Genomic DNA, 24703 nt, shown 5'->3' with positions numbered 1-24703 from the left:
GCCGACAGAGTCGGTAAACGCTAACTCACCGATTAGGCTTTAGTTCGTGGCGGCAAGAAAATGCGGCGCCCCACCGATAGCAGCGGATGGCTCGACACGACGCCCAGACTGTGTCACGGCCGTGCGCACTCAGGCCCGCGCTCCCACGCAGCACTACGCCGAAAGCGTCGCGCGGCGGCAGCGCGTGCTTACCATCACCGCCTGGCTCGCTGTCGTGGTAACCGGGAGCTTCGCGCTGATGCAACTAGCGACCGGGGCCGGGGGCTGGTACATCGCCCTGATCAACGTCTTCACCGCGGTTACTTTCGCGATCGTCCCCCTGCTACATCGCTTCGGGGGATTGGTGGCACCGCTTACGTTCATCGGCACGGCCTATGTGGCGATCTTCGCCATCGGCTGGGATGTGGGCACCGACGCGGGTGCCCAGTTCTTCTTCTTGGTAGCCGCCGCGTTGGTGGTGTTGCTGGTCGGCATCGAACACACCGCGTTAGCGGTGGGCCTAGCGGCGGTCGCCGCCGGTCTGGTGATTGCCCTGGAGTTCCTGGTCCCGCCCGATACTGGGCTTCAGCCGCCCTGGGCCATGTCGGTAAGTTTCGTCCTCACGACCGTCTCCGCCTGCGGGGTAGCGGTCGCAACGGTGTGGTTCGCGCTGCGTGATACTGCGCGCGCGGAGGCGGTCATGGAGGCGGAGCACGACCGCTCCGAAGCACTGCTGGCCAACATGTTGCCGGCCAGCATCGCCGAGCGGCTTAAAGAACCCGAGCGAAACATCATCGCCGATAAATACGACGAGGCCTCGGTGCTGTTCGCCGACATCGTCGGGTTCACCGAACGCGCCAGCAGCACCGCGCCGGCGGACCTGGTCCGGTTCCTGGACCGCCTCTACAGCGCTTTCGACGAGCTGGTCGACCAGCACGGGCTGGAGAAAATCAAGGTCAGCGGGGACTCCTACATGGTTGTCAGCGGCGTTCCGCGGCCCCGGCCTGACCATACGCAAGCACTGGCGGACTTTGCGCTCGACATGACCAATGTCGCAGCGCAATTGAAGGATCCACGCGGCAACCCGGTGCCGCTGCGGGTGGGCCTGGCCACCGGCCCGGTGGTGGCGGGTGTGGTGGGTTCTCGACGGTTCTTCTACGACGTGTGGGGCGACGCGGTCAATGTCGCGTCGCGGATGGAATCCACCGATTCGGTGGGGCAAATTCAGGTGCCAGACGAGGTTTACGAGCGTCTCAAGGACGACTTCGTGTTGCGCGAGCGCGGCCACATAAACGTCAAGGGGAAAGGCGTAATGCGCACGTGGTACCTCATCGGCCGCAAGGTAGCCGCAGATCCCGGCGAGGTGCGCGGGGCCGAACCCCGCACGGCCGGGGTCTGACCGCCAAGCGCTATCCCGGGGCCGCTACATGTGTCACACTGCGCCCATGGAACCAAGCCCTGTCGTGAGCCCTCTCCCAAGGTTGTTGCCGCATCTCTGGAAGTCCACTCTGGCATCGGGAATTCTGTCGCTGATCCTCGGCGTCCTGGTGCTGGCCTGGCCAGGAATATCCATTCTCGTTGCTGCCATGGCGTTCGGTGTCTACCTCCTGATCACCGGTGTCGCTCAGGTTGCGTTCGCGTTCAGCCTGCATGTTTCGGCGGGCGGCCGGATCCTGTTGTTCATCAGCGGTGCCGCCTCACTCATCCTGGCTGTGCTGGCCTTTCGCCATTTCGGTGACGCGGTTCTGTTGCTGGCCATCTGGATCGGCATCGGGTTCATCTTCCGCGGCGTCGCCACCACGGTTTCGGCGATTAGTGATCCGATGCTGCCGGGACGGGGATGGTCAATCTTCGTCGGCGTGATCAGCCTCATCGCCGGCATTGTGGTGATGGCATCGCCGTTCGAGTCCATCTGGATACTGGCGTTGGTCGTCGGCATCTGGCTGGTGGTGATCGGCGCATGCGAGATCGCGTCGTCGTTCGCCATCCGCAAGGCTTCACAGACGCTCGGCTGACCGCAGAATCGCGGTGCACCCACGATTGCCAGTAGCGCGGGCCCACTCGCGCCTACTACACTTCGTCGTAGCCAAATCAGTCGGCCCCGTAGTATCTCCGGAGATGACAGATGAATGTCGTCGACATTTCGCGGTGGCAGTTCGGTATCACCACCGTCTATCACTTCATTTTCGTACCGCTGACCATCGGCCTGGCCCCGCTGATCGCGGTCATGCAAACGCTGTGGGTCGTCACCGATAACCCCGCCTGGTATCGCCTCACCAAATTCTTCGGCAAATTGTTCCTGATTAACTTTGCCATCGGCGTGGCGACCGGGATCGTGCAGGAATTTCAGTTCGGCATGAACTGGAGCGAGTACTCCCGATTCGTCGGCGATGTCTTCGGCGCCCCGCTGGCCATGGAGGGCCTGGCGGCCTTCTTCTTCGAATCCACCTTCATCGGGTTGTGGATCTTCGGCTGGAACAGGCTGCCCCGGCTGGTGCATCTGGCCTGCATCTGGATCGTCGCAATCGCGGTCAACGTGTCCGCGTTCTTCATCATCGCGGCAAACTCCTTCATGCAGCATCCGGTCGGCGCGCACTACAACCCGACCACCGGGCGTGCCGAGTTGAACAGCATCGTCGCGCTGCTGACCAACAACACCGCACAGGCGGCGTTTACCCACACTGTCAGCGGTGCGCTGCTGACCGCCGGGACCTTCGTCGCCGCGGTGAGCGCCTGGTGGCTGGTCCGTTCGAGCACCACGCACGCCGACTCAGATACCCAAGCCATGTATCGTCCCGCGACCATCCTGGGGTGTTGGGTTGCGTTGGCCGCCACGGCCGGGTTGTTGTTCACCGGCGACCACCAAGGCAAGCTGATGTTCCAGCAGCAGCCGATGAAGATGGCGTCGGCCGAATCGTTGTGCGATACCCAGACAGATCCAAACTTCTCTGTCCTGACGGTCGGCCGGCAAAACAACTGCGACAGCCTCACCCGTGTCATCGAAGTGCCCTATGTGTTGCCGTTCCTCGCCGAGGGCCGGACCAGCGGTGTGACGTTGCAGGGTATCCGCGATCTGCAGCAGGAATACCAGCAGCGCTTCGGACCAAACGACTACCGGCCCAACCTCTTCGTCACCTATTGGTCATTTCGCATGATGATCGGGTTGATGGCGATCCCGGTGCTGTTCGCACTGATTGCGCTCTGGCTCACCCGTGGCGGCCAGATCCCCAATCAACGCTGGTTCTCCTGGCTGGCGCTGCTAACCATGCCCGCCCCGTTCCTGGCCAACAGCGCCGGATGGGTGTTCACCGAGATGGGGCGCCAGCCCTGGGTCGTCGTCCCTAACCCGACCGGTGATCAGCTGGTTCGACTCACCGTCAAAGCAGGCGTCTCGGATCACTCCGCCACCGTGGTCGCCACGTCCTTGCTGATGTTCACCTTGGTCTACGCGGTACTTGCGGTCATCTGGTGCTGGCTGCTCAAGCGTTACATCGTCGAAGGCCCCCTAGAACACGACGCGGAACCGGCTGCGCACAGGGCACCCCGCGACGACGAGGTAGCACCACTGTCGTTTGCTTACTGAGGCCAACTGACCCCGGAAAGGAGCAGCCGGTGGTACTCCAAGAATTGTGGTTCGGTGTCATCGCAGCGCTGTTCCTCGGTTTCTTCATCCTAGAAGGGTTCGACTTCGGCGTGGGCATGCTGATGGCGCCGTTCGCTCATGTCGGTATGGGCGATCCGGAGACCCACCGGCGCACGGCACTCAACACCATCGGACCGGTCTGGGACGGCAACGAAGTCTGGCTGATCACCGCCGGCGCGGCCATATTCGCCGCGTTTCCCGGCTGGTACGCGACCGTGTTCTCCGCGCTGTATCTGCCGCTGCTGGCGATCCTGTTCGGTATGATCCTGCGCGCCGTCGCCATCGAATGGCGCGGCAAGATCGACGACCCGAAATGGCGGACCGGGGCAGACTTCGGGATCGCGGCGGGATCCTGGCTGCCTGCCCTGTTGTGGGGTGTGGCGTTCGCTATTCTGGTCCGCGGACTCCCGGTAGACGCGAACGGTCATGTTGCCCTGTCGATTCCCGACGTGCTCAACGCCTACACCCTGCTGGGCGGTCTGGCGACCGCCGGACTGTTCTCGCTCTACGGCGCGGTGTTCATCGCCTTGAAAACCTCCGGGCCGATCCGCGACGATGCCTACCGATTCGCCGTATGGCTTTCGCTTCCGGTGACGGGACTGGTTGCGGGCTTTGGACTTTGGACGCAACTGGCATACGGCAAAGACTGGACGTGGCTGGTGCTGGCAGTTGCGGGGTGCGCGCAGGCGGCGGCGACGGTCTTAGTGTGGCGGCGGGTGTCCGACGGCTGGGCGTTCACGTGCACGTTGATAGTCGTGGCGGCTGTGGTGGTGCTGCTGTTCGGCGCGCTGTACCCGAACCTGGTGCCCTCAACCCTGAACCCGCAGTGGAGCCTAACGATCCATAACGCGTCGTCGACCCCGTACACCCTCAAGATCATGACGTGGGTGACCGCGTTCTTCGCTCCACTGACGGTGGCGTACCAGACATGGACGTATTGGGTTTTCCGGCAACGGATCTCAGCTGAACGGATACCTCCACCCACCGGTCTGGCGAGGCGCGCGCCCTGAGCACCAAGGCCCGGGGAACCCGGGCGCCCCTGGATCCGCGGCTGTGGCAGGCATCGGCGGCACTGCGCCGCTATCTACTCAGCACGGTGGCCTGCGGGGTCGGGATCTCCGGCTGCGCCATCGGCTCGGCGATCGTGTTGGCAAGCATCGTCGCCGGCGTCATCGACCCCGCCAACCCTGGGATGGCTGGCCTGCGTCGTTGGCTAGGGCCACTGTCAATCCTGTTGGTGCTGTGGGGGTTGCGTGCGTCGATTCAGTGGCTACAAGCGCGCCTGGCCCAGCGCGGCGCCAGCGCAGTGATCGCCGACCTGTCCGGTCAGGTGCTGACCGCGGTAACCGCCCGCCGACCCAGCCAACTGGCTGCGCAGCGAGACGCCGCCGCGGTGCTGATTACCCGGGGCCTGGACGGCTTGCGGCCCTACTTCACCGGCTATTTGCCCACGTTGCTGCTGGCCGCGATCCTGACCCCGGCCACCGTCGCCGTGATCGGGCTCTATGACCTGAAGTCAATGGCCATTGTGGTGATCACACTGCCCCTGATACCGATCTTCATGGTGCTGATCGGGCTGGCTACCACTAACCCCTCGGCGGCCGCGCTGGCGGCCATGACCGCCGTCCAGGCCCGGTTGTTAGACCTGATTGCCGGCATCCCCACCCTGCGGGCGCTGGGCCGTGCTTCCGGCCCGGAACAACGCATCGCGGAACTGTCTGCTGACCACCGGCGGTCGGCGATGGCGACGCTGCGGATCGCGTTCTTGTCGGCCCTGGTGCTCGAATTGCTGGCCACGCTGGGCGTGGCCCTGGTCGCGGTGGGCATCGGGCTACGGCTGGTCTTCGGGGAGATGAGCCTGACGGCCGGTTTGACGGTGCTGCTATTGGCGCCGGAGGTGTACTGGCCGCTGCGTCGCGTTGGGGTCCAGTTTCATGCCGCAGCTGACGGCAGAACCGCGGCCGACAAGGCATTCGCCCTCCTCGGCGAGTCACCCTCACCAACACCCGGCCGACGAACGGTCACCGCGCGCGGCGGGGTGATTCGCCTGGAGAGACTCAGTGTCAGAGGCCGCGACGGCCGCGCACCGTATGATCTCACCGCAGACATCGAACCCGGTCGGGTGACGGTGCTGACCGGCCGAAACGGCGCCGGCAAGAGCACTACGCTGCAAGCGATCGCCGGGCTCACCGCACCGTCGTCAGGACGAATCACGGTCGCCGGAATCGACGTCACCAACCTGGCACCGGCTGCCTGGTGGCGGCAACTGTCGTGGCTGCCGCAGCGGCCGGTGCTGGTCCCAGGAACCGTCCGCCACAACCTGGTTCTGCTAGGCCCTGTGGATGATCTCGAGCGTGCCTGCGCAGCAGCCGGATTCGACGCTGTACTAGACGAGTTGCCCCGCGGGCTGGATACCGTGCTGGGGCGCGGTGGTGTCGGGTTATCCCTAGGGCAGCGGCAACGGCTGGGCCTGGCCCGCGCGCTCGGATCACCGGCTGCGGTGCTGCTGCTCGACGAGCCCACCGCGCACCTGGACGCCCGCACCGAACAACACGTGTTGGGCGCCATCGTCGAGCGTGCCCGCGCGGGTGCGACGGTGCTGGTCGTCGCCCATCGCCAGCAGGTCGCCGCGGCCGGTGACCGGGTCGTCGAAGTGAACTCGGATGGTTTCCGACGATGAACCGACCGAGTGCTGTGAGTCGCCGCCAGCGGGACCTGCTGGCCGCGTCTGGGCTGTTGCGTCCCCGGTTGCCCCGGATCTTGGCGGCCGTCGCGCTGGGCGTGCTGTCGCTGGGCAGCGCGCTGGCCCTGGCCGGGGTGTCGGCCTGGCTGATCACTCGGGCCTGGCAGATGCCGCCCGTCCTGGACCTGTCGGTGGCGGTCGTGGCGGTGCGGGCGTTCGCGATTTCGCGCGGCGTGCTGCACTACTGCGAGCGACTGGCCACCCACGACACCGCGTTGCGGGCCGCCGGCCGGGCCCGCACCCTTATCTATCACCGGCTGGCCCACGGACCGGCGGCGGCCGCCGTCGGGCTGCACAGCGGGGACCTGGCAGCACGCGTCGGCGCGGACGTCGACGAACTGGCCAACATGCTGGTGCGTGCTCTGGTGCCGATAGCCGTCGCAGCGGTGCTGGCAGTAGCCGCGAGCGCGGTCGTCGCGGCCGTTTCGGTGCCAGCCGCCGTGGTACTGGCGGTCTGCCTTTTGGTTGCCGGCGTTGTTGCGCCCTGGCTTGCCGGCAGAACCGCCGCAGCGCAGGAAGCGATCGCCCGCCAACATCGGGGCATGCGCGACACGTCGGCGATGATCGCCCTTGAGCATGCCCCCGAGCTTCGTGTCGCCGGTGCCCTACGCAACGTCATCGCCGACTCACAACGGCGCCAACATGCCTGGGCCGATGCGCTCGACGCCGCCGCACGAACGGGGGCGATCGCCGAGGCCATGCCGACCGCGGCGATCGGGGCCAGCCTGCTGGGCGCCGTGGTGGCCGGGATCGGCATGGCCCCCACGGTCGCGCCCACAACACTGGCCATCCTGATGTTGTTGCCGCTGTCCGCATTCGAGGCGACCGTTGCACTACCCGCCGCCGCCGTCCAGTTGACACGGTCGCGCATCGCGGCGGCTCGTCTGCTCGACCTGACTGGGTCAAACCGGGTCCGCGAGACCGAATCCACGGTGTCGGCGCGACTGCCGGTAGGTACCGGGGTGCTAGCGGCCGACGTGTGTTGCGGTCACCAAGAGGCGCAGTCGATCCGGGTGACGATTGACCTACCGCCGGGTGCCCGGCTGGCCGTCACCGGCGCCAGCGGCGCCGGCAAGACGACGCTGTTGATGACGCTGGCCGGCTTGCTGCCGCCGGTGCACGGCCGGGTGTTGCTGGACGGAACTAACCTGAGCGACTTCGATGATGATGAATTACGCAGCGCTGTCAGCTTTTTCGCTGAAGATGCGCATATCTTTGCTACCACCGTTCGGGACAACTTGCTGACCGCCCGAGGAGACTGCCCCGATGACGAACTGATCGAGGCCCTGGATCGGGTCGGCCTGTGCGGCTGGCTCGCCGGCCTGCCCGAGGGGTTGTCGACGGTGTTGATCGGTGGCGCGCAAGCGGTCTCGGCGGGTCAGCGCAGAAGGTTGCTGCTCGCCCGGGCGGTGCTTTCCCCGGCTCGGATCGTGTTGCTCGACGAACCTGTCGAACACCTCGACGCCGCCAACGCCGACCTTCTGCGCGATCTGCTGGCCCCGAACTCCGGGATCATGAGCGCTATGCGGACCGTGGTGGTAGCCACCCACCACCTGCCCAACGACATTCAATGCGCCGAGCTGTCCATAGCGACGGATCAGAGATGTCGCCGCCGCGGGACGAACTCCAGCGACAACAACACCAACGCCAGCGCAAAGACCTGAGTCATCGATATCAGCACGTAACGCCGCTCATCCAGCGCGTGGAACTTGCGCAGGTATCGGTATAACGACTCGAGAGCGATCAACGGATCAAGGATATGGATCAACGCACGGCAGACACGCTGCAGGCGGCCGAGCTGGTTGGCGCCGAAAAGGTCGGGGAACGCGGCGAATGCCAGTGACAACCGTTGTACCCCAGCATCTTTGGCGGCCGCAATCATGTCAGCGCTGAGCCGCTCATCGATCCCGTTCGGGGCCCCGCGGCGCCGCCACGGTACATCCAGAGACATGTCGCTGCCGCCGCCGGCGGTCGCGTACCGGTGGAAACCCTGCACCCGACCCGATGCGTCTCGCGCGATGATCAGTTGTATTCCGGGGTATCGACCCTCCAGCACGCCGTCCAGGTTCATGCAAAAGCCGCGATCGGTGCGGGCGCCGCTAGGTGACGCCGCCAGCACCTCGGCCAGCTCCGCCTGCCGCTGGTCGTCGAGTTGCTGTTCAGCGACGATCTCGGTCGTGACGCCGAAATTGTGGGTGCGTTTCACCGCCTGACGCAGGTTGCGAAACCTACGCCCGGTCATCTCAAAGTTAGACACGTCGATGACGACATCCCGGCCAATCGGTATGGGCCGCAACGATTGTCCGACCACCATGGGGTCGCTCCACAGGCCGAGCCGTCGTTCGCTGCAGCCCACGACCACGATTCGCCAGCCGTGCATGTGACACATGGCCGCGAAGTCGGCGACCAGCTGGGGGAATTGCGCCTCGTCGCCGATCGGGTCGCCGCTGACCACCGCATAGCCGATGCGGGTCCGATACGCCAGAGCCGCGGTGCCGGCCGCGCTGAAGTGATGGCTCTTGCCCGCCTGCATGGCAAACGGAGCAAGCGAGTCCGCGCGGGTGGCATTGATCAACGCCCACACGCGGGGCAGATCTTCGGGTCGCGGATGCGCCGACGTCGGCCACATCAGTGCCCATCCCGAACCGGCTATCAGAATCTCACCGAGCAGATCTGCGACCAACACGTGGGCAGCCAGTCCGGCGAGCAAAAATAGGCCGGCCGCGGTCGCATGCATGGCCGTGACCGGGCGGCCCAGGAAGATGCCGCGAGCAATGAATGCCACCGCAGCCAGGACCGTCAGCGACCAGCCCAACCGGCCGGCGACCGCCCACTGGGCGTGCCGGTAGTCGCCGGCGAGCAGCGCGATCAGCCAGCAGGCCGCGCACACCAGCGCCAGCGCGCCGACACAGCGGGCCGTGCGGGAATCGACGTGCACGACTACACGCTGGCGACCACGGAGCCTCGGTACCACATCGGCCGACGGCAGCTTCACAGTCACCTCCGGGTTCGCTCGCTGGCAATTCAGCGGCTCGCCGGCCGCTGCCACCATCGGTCATCTGGCTACCAGGAACGTTACGCCTGATCACAGCCGTGCTGACCCGGAATCCTACGAGCGTCCTGCCGCACTGTCAGGGGTGGCGGGAAAATACTTCAACACACCTTCCTGCACCACAGTTGCGATGAGCTTCCCCGAGCGATCAAAAAAGTGCCCCGAACCCAACCCACGTGAATCGGCGGCCACCGGTGACGACGTCGAGTAGAGCACCCAATCATCGAAGTTGACCTGCCGGTGAAACCACACCGAGTGGTTGGCAGAGGCCGCAAAGATGCGATCGAAGCCCCAGGACAGACCATGGGTGGTAATGACCGAGTCCAGCACGGTGGTGTCCGAGGAGTACAACAGTGTCGCCGTGTGCAGCACCGGGTCGTCGGGCATCTCCCCTAGTGCCTTGACCCAGACCCGGTTGTAGGCAAGCCGATCGCCCTTGTCCCGCATTATCCAGGCCGGGTCGTTGGCGTAGCGCCATTCGATCGGTTGCAGCGCGTTGACAAAATGCGGGACGGTCTCCTCGTAACCGCGCAACAGCTCACCGATCGGCGGCCGGGTATGAGGCTCGGCCACCTGCGGCGGATCCAGCGCATGCTCGAGCCCGCGACCACCGGCCATGTAAGACACCATCGCCGAGGACAGCAACGTGCCGTCCTGTACCGCATCGACGCGCCGGTTGGCGAAGCGCCGCTCATCGCGCAGTCGTATCACCTGGAACTCGATGTCCTTGGCCGTGTCACCGCCGTTGATGAAGTGCACCGAGAATGCGCTGGGCGGTAGGTGGTGGCGGGTTAGCGTTCGGCTGCTCGCGACGAATGACTGCGCCATGAGCTGGCCACCAAATGTCCGGAGCGGGTTTTTGCTGGGGTGGGATCCGGTGAACAGGTCGCTTGCGACGGCGTTGAGGTCCAATACCGCCAGTAGTTCATCGAAGTCGGACATGGGTTTACCGTCCGGCACGACCCGGCTAGACGTCATCTTCCCCGATCCGGTGCACGTGGATCAGGTTGGTCGAACCCACTGTGCCTGGCGGCGCACCCGCGACGATGACCACCAAGTCACCACGCTTGTAGCGGGCGAGTTCGAGCAGCGATTTGTCGACCTGGCGGATCATGCCATCGGTGGACTGCATCTTCGGCACGATGAACGTCTCGGTGCCCCAGGTCATCGCCAGTTGGCTGCGCACCTCGGGCCACGCGGTGAAGGCCAGCAGCGGCAGCGGGGTATGCAGGCGGGCCAGTCGCCGCACGGTATCACCGGACTGAGTGAAGGCCACCAAGGCCTTGGCGTCGAGTCGTTCGCCGATGTCACGGGCCGCATACGAGATGACCCCACGCTTGGTCCGGGGAATGTGTGTCAACGGCGGTGCGGCCGTGGAGTTCTCCTCGACCGCGCAGATGATGCGCGACATTGTCCGGACCGCAGCAAGGGGGTACTTCCCTACCGAGGTTTCCCCGGACAGCATCAGCGCGTCGGCGCCATCGAGCACCGCGTTGGCGACGTCGGAGGCCTCAGCTCGGGTCGGCCGCGAGTTCTCGATCATCGAGTCGAGCATCTGGGTCGCCACAATGACCGGCTTGGCGTTCTCCCGGGCCATCTGGATGGCTCGCTTCTGTACCAGCGGGACCTCTTCGAGCGGCAGCTCAACACCTAGGTCGCCCCGAGCGACCATGACGGCGTCGAACGCCAGCACGATCGCTTCGAGATTGTCGATGGCTTCCGGCTTCTCCAGCTTGGCGATCACCGGCACCCGTCGCCCGATCCGATCCATCACCTCGTGGACCAGTTCGACATCGGCCGGGGAGCGGACGAAGGAAAGCGCCACCATGTCGACGCCGAGGTTCAGCGCGAACGTGAGATCCTCGATGTCCTTCTCCGACAGGGCCGGCGCGGTCACGTTCATTCCGGGCAACGAGATGCCCTTGTTGTCGCTGACCGGGCCGCCTTCGACGACGGTGCAGACCACGTCGTCGCCCTCGACGGCGTCGACCACCAATGCGACTTTGCCGTCGTCGACCAGCACCCGGTCACCGGCCACCGCGTCCTGGGCTAGCCGCTTGTAGGTGGTGGACACCCGATCGTGGCTGCCCTCGCAGGCGCCCACGGTGATCCGGACGGTTTCGCCTTCGGCCCAGTGGGTGGCCCCGGAGGCGAAGCGTCCCAACCTGATCTTCGGGCCCTGCAGGTCGGCGAGCACGCCGACCGCGCGCCCGGTGGCGTCGGAGGCTACCCGGACCCGCTCATAGGCGACCTTGTGATCGTCGTAGTCGCCGTGGCTGAAGTTCATTCGGGCGACGTCCATTCCGGCCTCGACCAGCGCTCTGACCAGGTCGTCCCGCTGGGTGGCCGGCCCGAGAGTGCAGACGATTTTCCCGCGTCTCGTCACGACGACTCAGCATAGTCGCGACGGCGGTAGGGCCGGCACCGCCGGGTCGGCACACCGGTCAACACCACCGCGGGCAGCCCAGCCAACCAGACCGCGGGTAGGCGCGGCTATCCGCTGATCGTCGGCACTAACGGGAAGCCTGGCAGGTTGCGCAGCACCGTCCACGCGATCACCGCGACCGCCACAGCAATCATCACCGGTATCGGGAGCGCCAAGTCGCCGTGGCGGCGGCGCAGCAGGACCCAACTGGCCAGCACTGGGACGCCGACAAGCAGAAAGACATTGTCGTTGATGCTGGCCGCCAGCTCACCGTGTAGCAGATCGTGGATCATCCGCAGACCCCCGCACGCGGGGCAGTTCCAGCCCGTAAGCAACTTGAATAGGCACGGTGGATATAGCGAATTCGAGTTGTGCGGGTCGACAAGTCCGATGTAGCCAAGCGCGCCGGCCAATAGCACGACCGAACCGGCCGCGGCGTAGCGACGTTGACGCCCGCTAGCTTCCATCGCGCAAGGGACGACCCCAAGGGTCGCCGACTTTGTCGGTCAATATCAGCAGGGCGTCAATGACGCCCCAGATGACGGCGCCCAAACCGCACGTCACCCAGCCCACCAGCAGCTGCGCGATGCCCAGGCCGGTATGGCCCAGGTAGATTCGCCCGATCCCGGCGATGCCGAACAGTCCAAGCAACTGCAACAGGCCGGCAACAGTCTTCGATTTGTCGGAAAATGGTTGGCCGGTGACCGGATGGCGACCATATGGCGCGAACGGGTCAAAGTAAGAGCCAGGCCCCGGATATTGCGGATAAGGCGGTGGATATCCGGGTGGTGCGGATTGCCAGCCCGGCTCGAAGGCACCGTGCTGCAGGGGATCGGTCACGCCTTTCAGCATGCCAGATCGAGCCGGGCGCACGACCCGTGCCGGCCGTAGGCCCATGCGTTCCCAACATCGGCGCGGCAGAGCAGGAGTGTTCAGGGTCGGGCACATCGCACGGTCACAACTCTCACATGTGCCACTGCACCGGGCGACACCCGATCTGCCCGGCTCTCAGCGACAGCTGCCTGACCCGCGGTTTTGTTCCCAAGTTGGTCGTGGCTGTGCGGAGTTGTCGCGCTTAGCTGGGCACAGCGACCATCGCCGACGGCGAAGGCCAGTGTTGCGGACGTGACGAAAGAGCGGTACGGACAGATATTCATGTGGCGGTCGGGCATCGAAGGCAGCGCCCCGGCGTCGCGTGCGCGTCCGGGTTGCGAAAAAATATGGAACCTGCCGGGCTTGCTAGCCTACTGGGCTTAGTGGTCTGGCTCGTAAGCGCGTCGGGGTTCGGCTGATTACCGTTCCAGCCGGTGGCCATTTTGTGACCGGGAACTTCGTCGGCGCATCGTTTCGGCTGCGGCAACGGCCGCCCGATCGGCGGTCTATTGAGTCCAGCACCGGCGACCAGGCAGTGCCGTCGTGGGTCGTCATTGTCGACGCCGTCGAAGCCGCCACCAACGGCGGCGTCTCGAGCTGAAATCGTCTTGCCGTCGAATGCCGTCCGGCTCAGCAGGGTCGTCCCCAGGTCTGGCGACCGCCAATTCATCCGGCTTGGCCGGATCGGGGATGGGCGCCGCCTTCTCGGGCACCTCGGGCTCGGTTTCGTCGTGTGCCTCCGAAGCCAACGCTGCCGGCTCCTCGGGCGCGGCCGATGCAGCTTCGGCGTCGACCTGTTGCGCGGCTGGCGCCTGGCCCGCAAGGTCGCCCGGTTGTTCCCGCTCGGTATCGGCTTCGGAGGTCTCCTCGACAGCGGGGGTTGACTCACCATCCCGGTCTGCTACTGGGACAACGGATTCCGCGGCCACTTCATCGGTGACCTCGGCGACTTCGGCGTTCACCGCTTCCGCCACATCGTCGGGTTGGTTCGGTTCCCCCGGGCCAACCGGCCCCACAGCGCTCGCAGCGGAGGCCACAGCAGCGGCGGCGAGTTCAGCCGGTTCACGTTCCAGCGCCTCGTCGACAACATACTCGCTGCCACGCAGGGCCCCAGGAGCCTCGCGCCCCTTCGGCGCCAAGATGATGTACACCACGGCCCCGATGAACACGAAGGTGGACGTGAACGAATTGATCCGGATGCCGGCAATAAGCGTGGCGGGATCGTCACGCAGCAGCTCAACACAGAATCGCCCGGCGCAGTAGAAAGCGACATAGAACCCGAACAGTCGCCCGTGGCCGATGATGAACCGGCGGTCAATGTAGATCAATGCGACGAATACCAAAACATTCCAGATCAATTCGTAGAGGAACGTTGGCTGCACGACGAACGCCACCTGACCCGTCGAGACGCCGTCCAGCGAATTCGGGACGTCGAATCCGGAGGGGTCCCGGCGGTAGAAGATCTCCAAACCCCACGGCATAGTGGTTTCCCGGCCGTAGAGCTCTTGATTGAAGTAGTTTCCGAGCCGACCGATAGCCTGCGCCAACACGACACCAGGCGCCACCGCATCAAGCAAGACGGGCAGCGGGATTCCACGACGCCGGCAGCCAATCCACGCGCCCATGACACCAAGGGTTACCGCACCCCAGATGCCCAGGCCCCCATCCCAGATTCGCAGTGCCGCGGCCAGCCCGGCACCACCGTCACCGAAATATGTCCGCCAGTCGGTAGCCAGGTGATAGAGCCTGCCGCCAATCAGGCCGAAAGGCACGGCCCACAAGGCGATGTCGTAGGTCATGCCGCGCTCGCCGCCGCGGGCTGTCAACCGGCGATCCCCGATCAGCAGTGCGACAATGATGCCGGTGATAACGCAAACTGCGTAGGCGCGGACGGGTAGCGGGCCCAGGTACCAAACCCCGCGCGGTGGGCTGGGGATATAGCTGGGCAACATCCGCATCATGCGGACATCCCTAGTCGTACCCCGGCAGCGAGCTCTCCGGTCAGTGCCCGCAATCTAGGCAACCCCTCGGTTAGCGCCGTCACCAACGCGGAACCAACGATGACACCGTCGGCGTATTGGGCGATCTGCGCGGCTTGAGCGCGCGACCGCACACCCAGACCGACGCCCACCGGTATGTCAGACACCGCCTTCACCCGGCCCACCAGTTCGGGTGCCGCCTGCGACACCGCATCCCGCGCCCCGGTCACCCCCATCGTCGACGCCGCGTAGACGAACCCGCGTGAAGCCTCGACGGTGGCCGCCAACCGCTCCGGCGTCGAGGACGGCGCGACCAAGAAAATGCGATCCAACCGATGCTCTTCGGATGCCGCCAGCCACTGTTGCGCCTCGTCGGGAATGAGGTCGGGGGTGATCAGACCGAGGCCTCCGGCCGCCGCCAGATCCCGCGCGAATGCATCAACCCCATAGCGCAGCACCGGATTCCAGTAGGTCATCACTACCGCACGCCCGCCGGCGATACTGATGGCCTCGACCGCGGCTAACGTATCCCGGACTCGCACCCCGCCACGGAGCGCCGCCTCGGTTGCCCTGGCGATGGTGGGGCCGTCCATGCCCGGGTCCGAATACGGAACCCCGACTTCGATAATGTCGCAACCGGATTCAACTAGCGCTGTCATCGCGGCCACCGACGCTGGCACGTCCGGGTACCCGGTCGGCAAGTAACCAATCAATGCCGCGCGGTTGTTTGCACGGCAGGAATCGAAAACCGGCCCGAGCCTACTTGCTTCGCTCTGTTCCACCGCCACCATCAGTCGTTGCCCAGCAAGCCAAACCATTTCGCGGCCGTCTCGACATCTTTGTCGCCACGTCCCGACAGGTTCACCACAATCACCGCGCCCCTTCCCAACTCAACACCTAGCTTGAGGGCGCCGGCTACCGCGTGCGCGGATTCAATGGCAGGGATGATGCCTTCCATGCGACACAGTAGGCCAAACGCGTCCATCGCCTCGGAGTCGGTGATCGGCCGATAATCGACACGCCCGGCCTCCTTGAGCCACGCGTGTTCTGGGCCCACCCCCGGATAATCCAGACCCGCGGAGATTGAATGGGATTCAATGGTCTGACCGTCCTCGTCTTGCAGCAAGTACGAGAACGATCCGTGAAATGCCCCGGGCGAACCAGCGGTGAATGTCGCAGCATGCCGGCCGGTCTCAACGCCGTCGCCGGCTGCCTCGAATCCGACCAGCCGTACGCCTGGGTCATCAAGAAACGCATGAAAAATACCAATGGCATTGGACCCGCCACCAACGCACGCAACGACGGCGTCAGGCAGCCGACCGGCCTGACCCTGGATCTGCACGCGTGCCTCCATGCCGATGATTCGCTGGAAATCGCGCACCATGGTTGGAAACGGATGCGGTCCGGCCGCCGTACCAAAGCAGTAGTAGGTGTTGTCGGCGTTGGCAACCCAATCCCGGAACGCCTCATTGATGGCGTCTTTGAGCGTTTTCGAGCCCGTCTGAACCGCGACGACTTCGGCACCCAGCAATCGCATCCGGGCCACGTTTAGCGCCTGACGGGCGGTGTCGATGCCCCCCATGTAGATGACACAGTCCAGGCCGAGCAACGCGCATGCGGTGGCCGTGGCGACCCCGTGCTGGCCGGCACCGGTCTCGGCGATCACCCGGGTCTTGCCCATCCTGCGCGCCAGCAGTGCCTGCCCGAGCACGTTGTTGATCTTGTGAGAACCAGTGTGGTTCAGGTCTTCTCGCTTCAGAAAGATTCGCGCCGACCCAGCGTGCTGGCTCAACCGGGTCGCCTCGTAAAGCGGCGAAGGCCGGCCCGCATAGTTCGCCTGCAGCCTGTCCAGGTCGTCCAGAAAGTCCTGGCTGACGCGCTCCTTTTGGTAGGCGGCGGTGACCTCTTCGATCACCGCCATCAGCGCCTCGGGAACGTAGCGGCCACCCCAACCACTGGGGCCGCCGAAATGGCCGCCGGAATCAGGATCGTGGCTGGTCGGTTCGGCGATGGCGGCACTCATGCGCGGAAGATCCGGGGTGGATAGATCTGTCATCACCGAGGCTCAAGGTGCAAGCGGCTCATCGACGGCTAGCGAGCCGGTTTCGGACAGGACGGATGGGTGCCCGCGGTAACCAGATCGGCAACCGCCGCACGTGGGTCGCCGCTGGTGACCAGACCTTCGCCTACCAACACCGCGTCAGCGCCCGCGCCGGCGTGCGCCAGCAGGTCAGCGGTGCCACGCACGCCGGATTCAGCAATCCTGATCACACTGCTCGGCAAACCAGGAGCTATTCGCGCGAAGCAATCCCGGTCCACGTCCAGCGTCATGAGGTCGCGGGCGTTAACGCCAATCACCTTGGCCCCGGCCTTCAGTGCCCGATCGGCTTCCTGCTCGGTATGGACCTCGACGAGTGCTGTCATACCCAACGATTCGGTGCGGTCCAACATCGACACCAACACCGACTGCTCCAATGCGGCGACGATGAGCAACAACATGTCGGCGCCGTGCGCACGCGCCTCATGAATCTGGTACGGCTGCACCACAAAGTCCTTGCGCAGCACCGGAATCGAAACCGAGGCCCGCACCGCGTCGAGGTCGTCGAGCGATCCCTGAAAACGCCGCTGCTCAGTCACCACGCTGACGATCCGGGCACCGCCATCCTGGTAGGCCTGGGCCAGCTTTGCCGGGTCGGCGATGGTCGCCAATGCGCCCGCCGAAGGACTAGCGCGCTTGACCTCAGCGATGACGCCGATACCGGGCTCGCGTAGGGCGGCCATCACGTCGAGCGGCGGCGGCGCCGCAGCGGCGGCAGCCTTGATCTCCGACAGGCTCACCAAGGCTTCACGCGCGGCAACGTCGGCCCGGACTCCCTCGAGGATGGAGTCGAGCACGGTTGCCGGACTCATGCCTGCCGTTCCCTTCCCACTGTCACCCACACGCGCTCGTCAATTTCGACGACGTCCATGAAGGGTAGCGACCGTCAGCGCGCGGTCCGTCACCGCCCCTCGGTGTCAGACTCCTGCTCCCGATCGGTCGGGTCACGGCCCTCGTCAAGAGCTTCCCAAATCATTCGCTCCGACATCCGCGGCCCCATATCCGGCCCGTCGTCTTGCGGAGCCGCCCGGCCGGCCGCATTCGAGTGCTGGCGCCGGGCAATCGACCGGCGGGCGCGGGGCGCCGCATATCTCGCCATGTCCTCGCCAGCCGACCCGCGAATCGCCGCCGACCTCATCAAGAAGACGGCACCGAGCAAAGCACACACTGCCGCCAACACCGCCGCCACCGCGCCCCAATAGTGCCGGGCGCTTCCCACCAGCGTCACCACCGGGACATGGGCAAGATCGGCTCCGCGGGCCGCGACATCCGGGACCACCCACAGACTGATGCCGAGGTAGCCGACCGCGAAGCTGGCCGCGGCCAGCAACACTGCCAGCGCCCGCAGCGGCCAGCCGCGCACCGCGAGCGCCGCCACCGCCGCGGCCAGCATCAGCAGCGCCAACGGCAGCAAAGCGGTCGACCACGACGCACCGGTCAGCGTCACCTCCTTCGGCGGCCCCAGCTCGTCGAATGACCCGATGACCACCCAGGGCAGCCGTGCAGCCATCCACAGCGCCCCGGCAGCAACCACCAACAGCAACTGGGCGATGCCGATCATCGGCCTGGCCCGGCGGTTGGGCCGAACACTGCCGGCATTAGCAGCCACTGCGGTTCGCGCCCGGAGCGGCCAGCGTCTCGGCGGCAGCGATCGCGTTGAGCACAGCCCGAGCCTTGTTCCTCGCCTCGTTGTATTCGTAGGATCCGTTGGAGTCGGCCACCACACCACCGCCTGCCTGGACATAAGCCGTGCCGTTACGCATCAGCGCGGTGCGGATGGCGATGGCGAAGTCAGCGTTGCCGGCGAAGTCAAGGTAACCGACGACACCGCCGTAAAGGCCGCGGCGTGTCTTCTCCACCTCTTCGATCAGCTCCATCGCCCGCACCTTCGGCGCGCCCGACAGCGTGCCGGCCGGAAAGCAGGCGGTCACCGCGTCCAGCGCGGTGCGCCCTTCGCCGAGCTTCCCGGTCACCGTGGACACCAGGTGCATCACGTGGCTGTACCGCTCGATGTGGCTGTAATCCTCGACCCGAACAGTGCCCGGCGTGCAGACCCGACCCAGGTCGTTTCGGCCGAGGTCGACCAGCATCAGATGCTCGGCACGTTCTTTGTCGTCCGCCAGCAGCTCCTTTTCCAGAAGCACGTCCTCGTCGTCTGTCCTTCCGCGCCACCGGGTTCCGGCGATCGGATGCGTCGTCGCCCAGCCTTCGTGGACCGTTACCAGCGCCTCCGGACTGGATCCAACAATCGAAAAGTCCACTGCACCATCACTATTCGGCACCTGCAGTAGATACATGTAGGGACTTGGGTTGGTTACCCGCAGAATTCGGTACACGTCGATGGGATCGACATCGGTGTCCATCTCGAAGCGCTGCGAGGGCACCACCTGGAACGCTTCACCGGCTGCAATCTGATCCACCAAGTATTCGACGATCGCACCATATTCTTCGACGGTGCGTTGCGCACGGTGGCGCGGCTCGGGTCGGCTGAAGGTGGCCACGGTTGACGGTAGTGGTTGGCCGAGCGCTGCGGTCATCACGTCCAGCCGAGCGACCGCGTCGTCGTAGGCCCAGTCGACCCGCTCGTCGGTGCCGTTCCAGTTCACGGCGTTGGCGATCAACGTGATGGTGCCCTCGTGGTGATCGACCGCCGCCACATCGGTGGCCAGCAACAGCAGCATGTCCGGCAGGCAGAGGTCATCGACGGCCCGTTCCGGCAATCGTTCCAGCCGTCGCACCATGTCATAGGCGAAGAAGCCGACCATGCCACCCGACAGCGGCGGAAGACCCGGCTCGGACTGACGATCCGCCGTAGCCAGCAGCTCCAAGGTCACCTGCAGCGCCCGCAGCGGGTCTCCGCCAGTGGGAGCGTCCTTGGGCACGGCACCCAGCCATACCGCTTGCCCCTCACGCACGGTCAACGCCGTTGGCGCCCCCGCACCGATAAACGACCATCGCGACCACGACCGGCCGTTCTCGGCCGACTCCAGCAGGAACGTACCCGGGCGATTGGCGGCGAGCTTGCGGTAGGCCGACAGCGGCGTCTCGCTGTCGGCCAAGACCTTGCGAGTCACCGGAACCACCCGGTGCTCGGCCGCCAGGAGGCGGAAATCCTCACGCGAGGTGGTGGCTGCGAGGTCGGCGTGCACCGAACCATCTTCCCAGATACGCCGATCGGCCCGGGCGTAGCCCGACGACGATGCACGCCGCGCAAACGGCGCGCATGGGGGCACCCCCAGCCGCGAAGCGGCGTGCAAGGAGTCGGGCAATCGGGCCCAGCCCGACGACGATGCACGCCGCGCAAACGGCGCGCATGGGGGCACCCCCAGCCGCGAAGCGGCGCGCAAGGAGTCGGGCAATCGGGCCCAGCCCGACGACGATGCAGGCCGCGCCAGCGGCGTGCAAGGAGTCGGGCAATCGGTTGTAGCCTGACGACTATGAAAACCGGTGACACGGTAGCCGACTTCGAACTGCCCGATCAGACCGGGACTCCTCGCAGGCTTAGCGTCCTGCTATCCGACGGACCCGTGGTCCTGTTCTTCTATCCGGCGGCGATGACGCCTGGCTGCACCAAAGAAGCCTGCCACTTCCGCGACTTGGCCAAAGAATTCGCCGAGGTCAGGGCCAGCCGGGTCGGCATCAGCACCGATCCCGTTCGAAAGCAGGCCAAATTCGCCGAGGTGCGGCGTTTCGACTACCCGCTGCTTTCGGACGCCCAAGGCACGGTCGCCGCCCAATTCGGGGTCAAGCGCGGTCTGTTGGGCAAGTTGATGCCGGTCAAACGCACGACCTTTGTCATCGACACCGACCGTAAGGTGCTCGACGTGATCTCCAGCGAATTCAGCATGGACGCCCACGCCGACAAAGCGTTAGCGACGCTGCGGGCAATCAGATCTGGATAGCGGCGGCGAAAACCATCGCTTGCGCACGGATTCATCACGGGACGACGGCAAGAAACAGGTAAGCAGCCAGCAACACCAGATGCACCTCGCCCTGCAGACGGGTGGCCCGACCGGGAACCACGGTCAGCACGCTGACCACAACCGTGAGCACCAGCAGCACCAACTGAATGGCACCGAGGCCAAGTTGCAGCGGGCCACTGAGCCACAGGGAAGCAAGGGCGATGGTCGGGATGGTGAGTCCAATACTCGCCATCGCGGAACCGTACGCCAGATTGAGGCTGGTCTGCAGGCGGCCTTGCCGGGCCGCGCGGGCCGCCGCAAGTGTCTCCGGCAACAGCACCAGTGTGGCGATGACCACGCCGACGAAGGATTGCGGAAACCCGGCCGCCGAGACGACCTCCTCGATGACCGGCGATTCCACCTTGGCCAGACCCACCACCGCAGCCAAAGCGACGAGCAGCAATCCAAGGCTCAGCAGCGCCGCGCGGGTGCTCGGCGGATCGGCGTGGCTGTCATCCTCGACCGCGCCCTTTTGCGCCACCGGTAGGAAGAAGTCTCGATGCCGGACAGTCTGGGTGAACAGGAACAACACGTAGAGTCCCAGTGACGCGGCGCCGGCGAAGATGAGCTGGCCGGGCGATAGCTCGGGGCCCGACTGACTGGTGGTGAACGTGGGCAGCACCAGGCTCAGCGTCGCCAGTGTGGTGACCGTGGCCAGCGCGGCGCCGCTGCCGTGGGGGTTGAACAACGTCACGCCATAGCGCAGCGAACCCAGCAGCAGGGACAACCCGGCGATCCCGTTGGTGGTGATCATCACCGCGGCGAACACGGTGTCGCGGGCGAGCGTCGCCGCATCGTCCCCGCCGGACACCATGAGCGCAACGATCAGCGCCACCTCGATGGTCGTCACCGCGACCGCGAGCACCAGCGAACCGAATGGCTCACCCACCCGGGCCGCCACCACCTCGGCATGGTTGACCGCGGCCAGGACAGCACCGGCTAACAGCACCGCCGCTAGCAAGCCCACCACCGGGCCGATCTGCTTTCCCCAGGTCAATACCAGCGCGACAAAGGCCAGCGAAGGCAGCACAACGGTCCAGGGCACTCGTTTCAGCATCGACCGCCATTCTCATCGACGCCATCGCCCGGACGGGCAACCCCCCTTGACATCTGCATGGATCCCAAGGTGGTATGTCCGCGCTCGCTCGGCGGCGTGTCGATGGGCACTCTTGCCTCGCGGGCGACCACTGCAATCTGTTGCGCCGCGAGCCGCTAGCCCCAGTCTTTCCGCGGCGGGTTAGTCGTCGGGTTCTAACAACACCGCGGCATCGAAGCAACTGTGATCGCCGGTATGGCAGGCACCGCCGACCTGGTCAACCGTCAACAATACGGCGTCGCCGTCACAATCCAGGCGCACCGAGTGAACGTGCTGGGTGTGGCCGGACGTCGCGCCCTTGACCCATTGTTCGGCACGGGATCGCGAATAGTAAGTGGCCTCACGGGTTTGCAGGGTACGGGCCAAGGCCTCGTCGTTCATCCAGGCAACCATCAGCACGTCACCGCTGCCCCGCTCCTGGACGACGGCGGTAACCAGTCCGTCGGCATTACGCTTCAACCGCGCCGCGATCTTTGGGTCGAGTGTCATCGCACGGTGATTCCTTCCGCGGCCAGGGCCGCCTTCACCTGACCGATCGTCAGCTCCCGGAAGTGAAAGACGCTGGCCGCCAACACTGCATCGGCCCCCGCGGCAACCGCTGGCGCGAAGTGCTCCACGGCACCGGCGCCCCCGCTGGCGATTACCGGCACCGTGACCGCGGCACGGACCGCACGCAGCAAAGCCAGGTCGAATCCGGCTTTGGTGCCGTCGGCGTCCATCGAGTTGAGCAGGATCTCCCCCACACCGAGGTCGGCGCCACGGGCCGCCCACTGCACGGCGTCCATACCGGTGCCACGACGACCGCCGTGAGTGGTGACCTCCCAACCCGACGGTGTCGGGGCTGATCCCACCGGAACTGTGCGCGCGTCGACGGACAACACGATGCACTGCGAGCCGAACTGCCTCGCCATGTCCGCCAGCAAGTCCGGGCAAGCGATGGCGGCCGTGTTGACGGCGACTTTGTCAGCCCCAGCCCGTAGCAGCGAATCGACGTCGGCGACGGTGCGTACCCCACCGCCCACCGTCAGCGGGATGAACACCTGCTCGGCGGTGCGGCGCACCACCTCCAGCATGGTGGCTCTTCCGGACGACGACGCGGTCACGTCGAGAAAGGTCAACTCGTCCGCGCCCTCCGCGTCATAGACGGCGGCGAGTTCCACGGGATCACCGGCGTCGCGGAGGTTCTCGAAGTTGACTCCCTTGACCACCCGCCCATCGTCGACATCCAGACACGGGATCACGCGTACCGCGAGGCCCCCAGCCCCCGGAAGGTCACGGTCGGCATACATCTCAGTAGTCCTCTGGTTCCCCTATGCTGCCAAGAATCTCGAGGATCTGGGCATGCACGCGCGGTGGCCCGGCCAAGGCAGAACGCGATGCAGGGGTCCACGGTTGCCCAGCCAGGTCGGTGACCACGCCACCGGCGGCTCGTACCAACGCCACCCCAGCGGCGTGGTCCCAAACGTGACCTCCGAAACTTATTGCACCACCGAGTATCCCGTCAGCGACGAAGACGAGATCGATGCCGGTGGATCCGTGCATGCGCAGCCGCGATGACACTCGGCTGAGCTTTTCCAGCACCGCCAGTCGATATCGCCCCGGGAACTGGCCCCGTGAGTCGGCGCTGAATGTGCCGACGCCGACGAGCACGTTGGCCAGTTCGGCGTCAGCCAGCGGCGGCTGCGGTACACCGTTCTTGATCAGTGGACCACCCGCGACGGCCGTGTAACGCTGGTCGGTGAATGGCAACCAGGTCAGGCCGGCCACCGGAACTCCGTCATGCAGCAGGCCCAACAAGATCGCGGCCAACGGCGATCCAGCGGCGTAGTTGATCGTGCCGTCGATGGGGTCCAGTACCCACACCCACGGCGAGTCGATGGCCGGGCCGCCGAACTCCTCGCCGTGCACCTCGATACCGGTGGCCGCAAGCAGCGCGGCGACGACTTGCCGCTCAATCGCCAGATCGACTTCGGTGGCGAAGTCGTTGCCCTTTTTGCGGACCGCTGAATCGGCACGGTGACCGGCGAGAAACGGAGCCGTTGCGGCATCCAGGATCGCCGAAGCCGTTTCAACTAGCGGGCCAACCAATGCATCCAAGTCCATCGCCGGTCTAGCCCCGAACCGCGGCCAGCGCCTGCGGCAAGGTGAACCGACGGGCGTAGAGGGCCTTGCCTACGATGGCCCCCTCGACCCCGCGGTGCGTGAGGGTGGCAATGGCGCGCAGGTCATCGAGGCTGGACACACCTCCGGACGCGATCACCGGGGCGTCGGTGCGGTCGGCAACACCGGCCAGCAGATCTAGATTGGGGCCACCGAGCGTGCCGTCCTTGGTGATATCTGTCACGACGAACCGCGAACATCCTTCACTGTCAAGGCGTTCCAGCACATCCCACAGGTCGCCGCCGTCGGTTTCCCAGCCGCGTCCGCGCAACCGATGCTCGCCATCGACGATCTGGACATCCAAGCCGACGGCCACCTTGTCGCCATGCTCGGCGATCACCCGGGCGCACCACTGCGGGTCTTCCAGCGCGGCCGTGCCCACATTGACCCGGGCGCATCCGGTGGCCAGCGCCGCGGCCAACGAATCGTCGTCGCGAATTCCGCCGGACAGCTCGACCTGCACGTCGAGCTGCCGCACAACCTCCGCGAGCAGTTCGCGGTTGGAACCGCGGCCGAAGGCGGCATCCAGGTCGACCAAATGGATCCACTCGGCGCCATCGCGCTGCCAGCCCAGAGCGGCATCCACCGCTGAGCCGTACTCGGTTTGACTGCCGGCTTTCCCTTGAACCAGGCGCACGGCACGACCCTCGACCACGTCGACGGCGGGCAATAGCATCAGCGGCATCACCGGCA

23 protein-coding genes are annotated in these 24703 nt (G+C 65.6%); 7 read left to right on the top strand and 16 right to left on the bottom strand.

Going from position 1 to position 24703, the window contains the following annotated elements; all coding sequences use genetic code 11:
- Nucleotides 1-46 precede the first annotated feature (46 nt).
- The 6 genes from cya (at nucleotide 47) to cydC (ending at nucleotide 8029) form a co-directional block, all read left to right on the top strand.
- Nucleotides 47-1378 (top strand): adenylate cyclase, encoded by a 1332-nt coding sequence (gene cya / locus MCAN_RS08560; protein WP_003408035.1) that lies wholly within the window; start codon nucleotides 47-49, stop codon nucleotides 1376-1378.
- A 28-nt stretch (nucleotides 1379-1406) separates the two neighbouring features.
- Nucleotides 1407-1994, top strand: coding sequence for an HdeD family acid-resistance protein (locus tag MCAN_RS08555; protein WP_003408030.1), 588 nt, complete (start codon nucleotides 1407-1409; stop codon nucleotides 1992-1994).
- A gap of 110 nt (nucleotides 1995-2104) precedes the next feature.
- Nucleotides 2105-3562, top strand: a complete 1458-nt coding sequence (locus tag MCAN_RS08550) for a cytochrome ubiquinol oxidase subunit I (protein ID WP_014000855.1) — start codon at nucleotides 2105-2107, stop codon at nucleotides 3560-3562.
- 29 nt (nucleotides 3563-3591) lie between these two features.
- Entirely contained in the window at nucleotides 3592-4632 is a 1041-nt protein-coding gene (gene cydB, locus MCAN_RS08545; RefSeq protein ID WP_014000854.1) for a cytochrome d ubiquinol oxidase subunit II, read from the top strand.
- 62 nt (nucleotides 4633-4694) lie between these two features.
- Complete coding sequence (gene cydD / locus MCAN_RS08540; RefSeq protein WP_080602879.1) at nucleotides 4695-6302, top strand: thiol reductant ABC exporter subunit CydD; 1608 nt, start codon at nucleotides 4695-4697, stop codon at nucleotides 6300-6302.
- Entirely contained in the window at nucleotides 6299-8029 is a 1731-nt protein-coding gene (gene cydC, locus MCAN_RS08535; protein WP_014000852.1) for a thiol reductant ABC exporter subunit CydC, read from the top strand. Before cydD ends, cydC begins: the two co-directional genes overlap by 4 nt.
- On the opposite strand, the gene MCAN_RS08530 is transcribed toward cydC, so the two are convergent.
- From MCAN_RS08530 to MCAN_RS08480, 11 genes are all read right to left on the bottom strand, one after another.
- On the bottom strand, nucleotides 7963-9417 hold the full coding sequence (locus MCAN_RS08530) for a bifunctional lysylphosphatidylglycerol flippase/synthetase MprF (protein ID WP_003900378.1): 1455 nt from the start codon (nucleotides 9415-9417) through the stop codon (nucleotides 7963-7965). The genes cydC and MCAN_RS08530 overlap by 67 nt on opposite strands.
- A gap of 57 nt (nucleotides 9418-9474) precedes the next feature.
- A complete protein-coding gene (gene tesB, locus MCAN_RS08525) occupies nucleotides 9475-10377 on the bottom strand; it encodes an acyl-CoA thioesterase II (RefSeq protein ID WP_003408017.1) in 903 nt (300 codons plus the stop codon).
- Nucleotides 10378-10384: 7 nt separating this feature from the next.
- On the bottom strand, nucleotides 10385-11803 hold the full coding sequence (pyk, locus tag MCAN_RS08520) for a pyruvate kinase (RefSeq protein WP_003898945.1): 1419 nt from the start codon (nucleotides 11801-11803) through the stop codon (nucleotides 10385-10387).
- 107 nt (nucleotides 11804-11910) lie between these two features.
- Complete coding sequence (locus MCAN_RS08515; RefSeq protein WP_003408005.1) at nucleotides 11911-12309, bottom strand: DUF2752 domain-containing protein; 399 nt, start codon at nucleotides 12307-12309, stop codon at nucleotides 11911-11913.
- Nucleotides 12299-12739 carry an NINE protein gene (locus MCAN_RS08510; RefSeq protein ID WP_003408004.1) on the bottom strand — a complete coding sequence of 147 codons (441 nt, stop codon included), beginning with the start codon at nucleotides 12737-12739 and terminating at the stop codon, nucleotides 12299-12301. The genes MCAN_RS08515 and MCAN_RS08510 overlap by 11 nt, the downstream gene beginning before the upstream one ends.
- Before the next feature lie 527 nt (nucleotides 12740-13266).
- Nucleotides 13267-14673: a prolipoprotein diacylglyceryl transferase gene (locus MCAN_RS08505; RefSeq protein WP_014000851.1), complete on the bottom strand. Its 1407-nt coding sequence runs from the start codon at nucleotides 14671-14673 to the stop codon at nucleotides 13267-13269.
- Nucleotides 14673-15485, bottom strand: a complete 813-nt coding sequence (trpA, locus tag MCAN_RS08500) for a tryptophan synthase subunit alpha (RefSeq protein ID WP_003407999.1) — start codon at nucleotides 15483-15485, stop codon at nucleotides 14673-14675. Before trpA ends, MCAN_RS08505 begins: the two co-directional genes overlap by 1 nt.
- Nucleotides 15485-16750: a tryptophan synthase subunit beta gene (gene trpB, locus MCAN_RS08495; RefSeq protein ID WP_016721143.1), complete on the bottom strand. Its 1266-nt coding sequence runs from the start codon at nucleotides 16748-16750 to the stop codon at nucleotides 15485-15487. The genes trpA and trpB overlap by 1 nt, the downstream gene beginning before the upstream one ends.
- A gap of 35 nt (nucleotides 16751-16785) precedes the next feature.
- Nucleotides 16786-17604 carry an indole-3-glycerol phosphate synthase TrpC gene (gene trpC / locus MCAN_RS08490; RefSeq protein WP_014000850.1) on the bottom strand — a complete coding sequence of 273 codons (819 nt, stop codon included), beginning with the start codon at nucleotides 17602-17604 and terminating at the stop codon, nucleotides 16786-16788.
- Between the two features lie 89 nt (nucleotides 17605-17693).
- Nucleotides 17694-18401, bottom strand: a complete 708-nt coding sequence (locus tag MCAN_RS08485) for a TIGR02234 family membrane protein (protein ID WP_014000849.1) — start codon at nucleotides 18399-18401, stop codon at nucleotides 17694-17696.
- Complete coding sequence (locus tag MCAN_RS08480) at nucleotides 18391-19941, bottom strand: anthranilate synthase component I (RefSeq protein ID WP_003407977.1); 1551 nt, start codon at nucleotides 19939-19941, stop codon at nucleotides 18391-18393. The genes MCAN_RS08485 and MCAN_RS08480 overlap by 11 nt, the downstream gene beginning before the upstream one ends.
- 288 nt (nucleotides 19942-20229) lie before the next feature.
- On the opposite strand from MCAN_RS08480, the gene bcpB reads away from it, so the two are divergent.
- A complete protein-coding gene (gene bcpB / locus MCAN_RS08475) occupies nucleotides 20230-20694 on the top strand; it encodes a peroxiredoxin BcpB (RefSeq protein WP_003407974.1) in 465 nt (154 codons plus the stop codon).
- A 34-nt stretch (nucleotides 20695-20728) separates the two neighbouring features.
- Here the strand turns inward: bcpB and MCAN_RS08470 are convergent, their stop codons facing one another.
- From MCAN_RS08470 to priA, 5 genes are all read right to left on the bottom strand, one after another.
- Nucleotides 20729-21811 (bottom strand): calcium:proton antiporter, encoded by a 1083-nt coding sequence (locus MCAN_RS08470; protein ID WP_014000848.1) that lies wholly within the window; start codon nucleotides 21809-21811, stop codon nucleotides 20729-20731.
- 180 nt (nucleotides 21812-21991) lie between these two features.
- Complete coding sequence (hisI, locus tag MCAN_RS08465; protein WP_003407963.1) at nucleotides 21992-22339, bottom strand: phosphoribosyl-AMP cyclohydrolase; 348 nt, start codon at nucleotides 22337-22339, stop codon at nucleotides 21992-21994.
- Nucleotides 22336-23139 carry an imidazole glycerol phosphate synthase subunit HisF gene (gene hisF, locus MCAN_RS08460; protein WP_003898942.1) on the bottom strand — a complete coding sequence of 268 codons (804 nt, stop codon included), beginning with the start codon at nucleotides 23137-23139 and terminating at the stop codon, nucleotides 22336-22338. Before hisF ends, hisI begins: the two co-directional genes overlap by 4 nt.
- 1 nt (nucleotide 23140) lies before the next feature.
- Nucleotides 23141-23953 (bottom strand): inositol monophosphatase family protein, encoded by an 813-nt coding sequence (locus MCAN_RS08455; RefSeq protein ID WP_014000847.1) that lies wholly within the window; start codon nucleotides 23951-23953, stop codon nucleotides 23141-23143.
- Nucleotides 23954-23960: 7 nt separating this feature from the next.
- The gene (gene priA / locus MCAN_RS08450; protein ID WP_014000846.1) at nucleotides 23961-24698 is read right to left on the bottom strand and encodes a bifunctional 1-(5-phosphoribosyl)-5-((5-phosphoribosylamino)methylideneamino)imidazole-4-carboxamide isomerase/phosphoribosylanthranilate isomerase PriA; all 738 of its coding nucleotides are present in this window, start codon (nucleotides 24696-24698) and stop codon (nucleotides 23961-23963) included.
- Nucleotides 24699-24703 lie beyond the last annotated feature (5 nt).

The organism is Mycobacterium canetti CIPT 140010059 (genome assembly GCF_000253375.1).
Classification (GTDB): domain Bacteria; phylum Actinomycetota; class Actinomycetes; order Mycobacteriales; family Mycobacteriaceae; genus Mycobacterium; species Mycobacterium tuberculosis.
The sequence above is the reverse complement of the archived record's forward strand: the minus strand, read 5'-3'. Positions and strand labels throughout refer to the sequence as shown.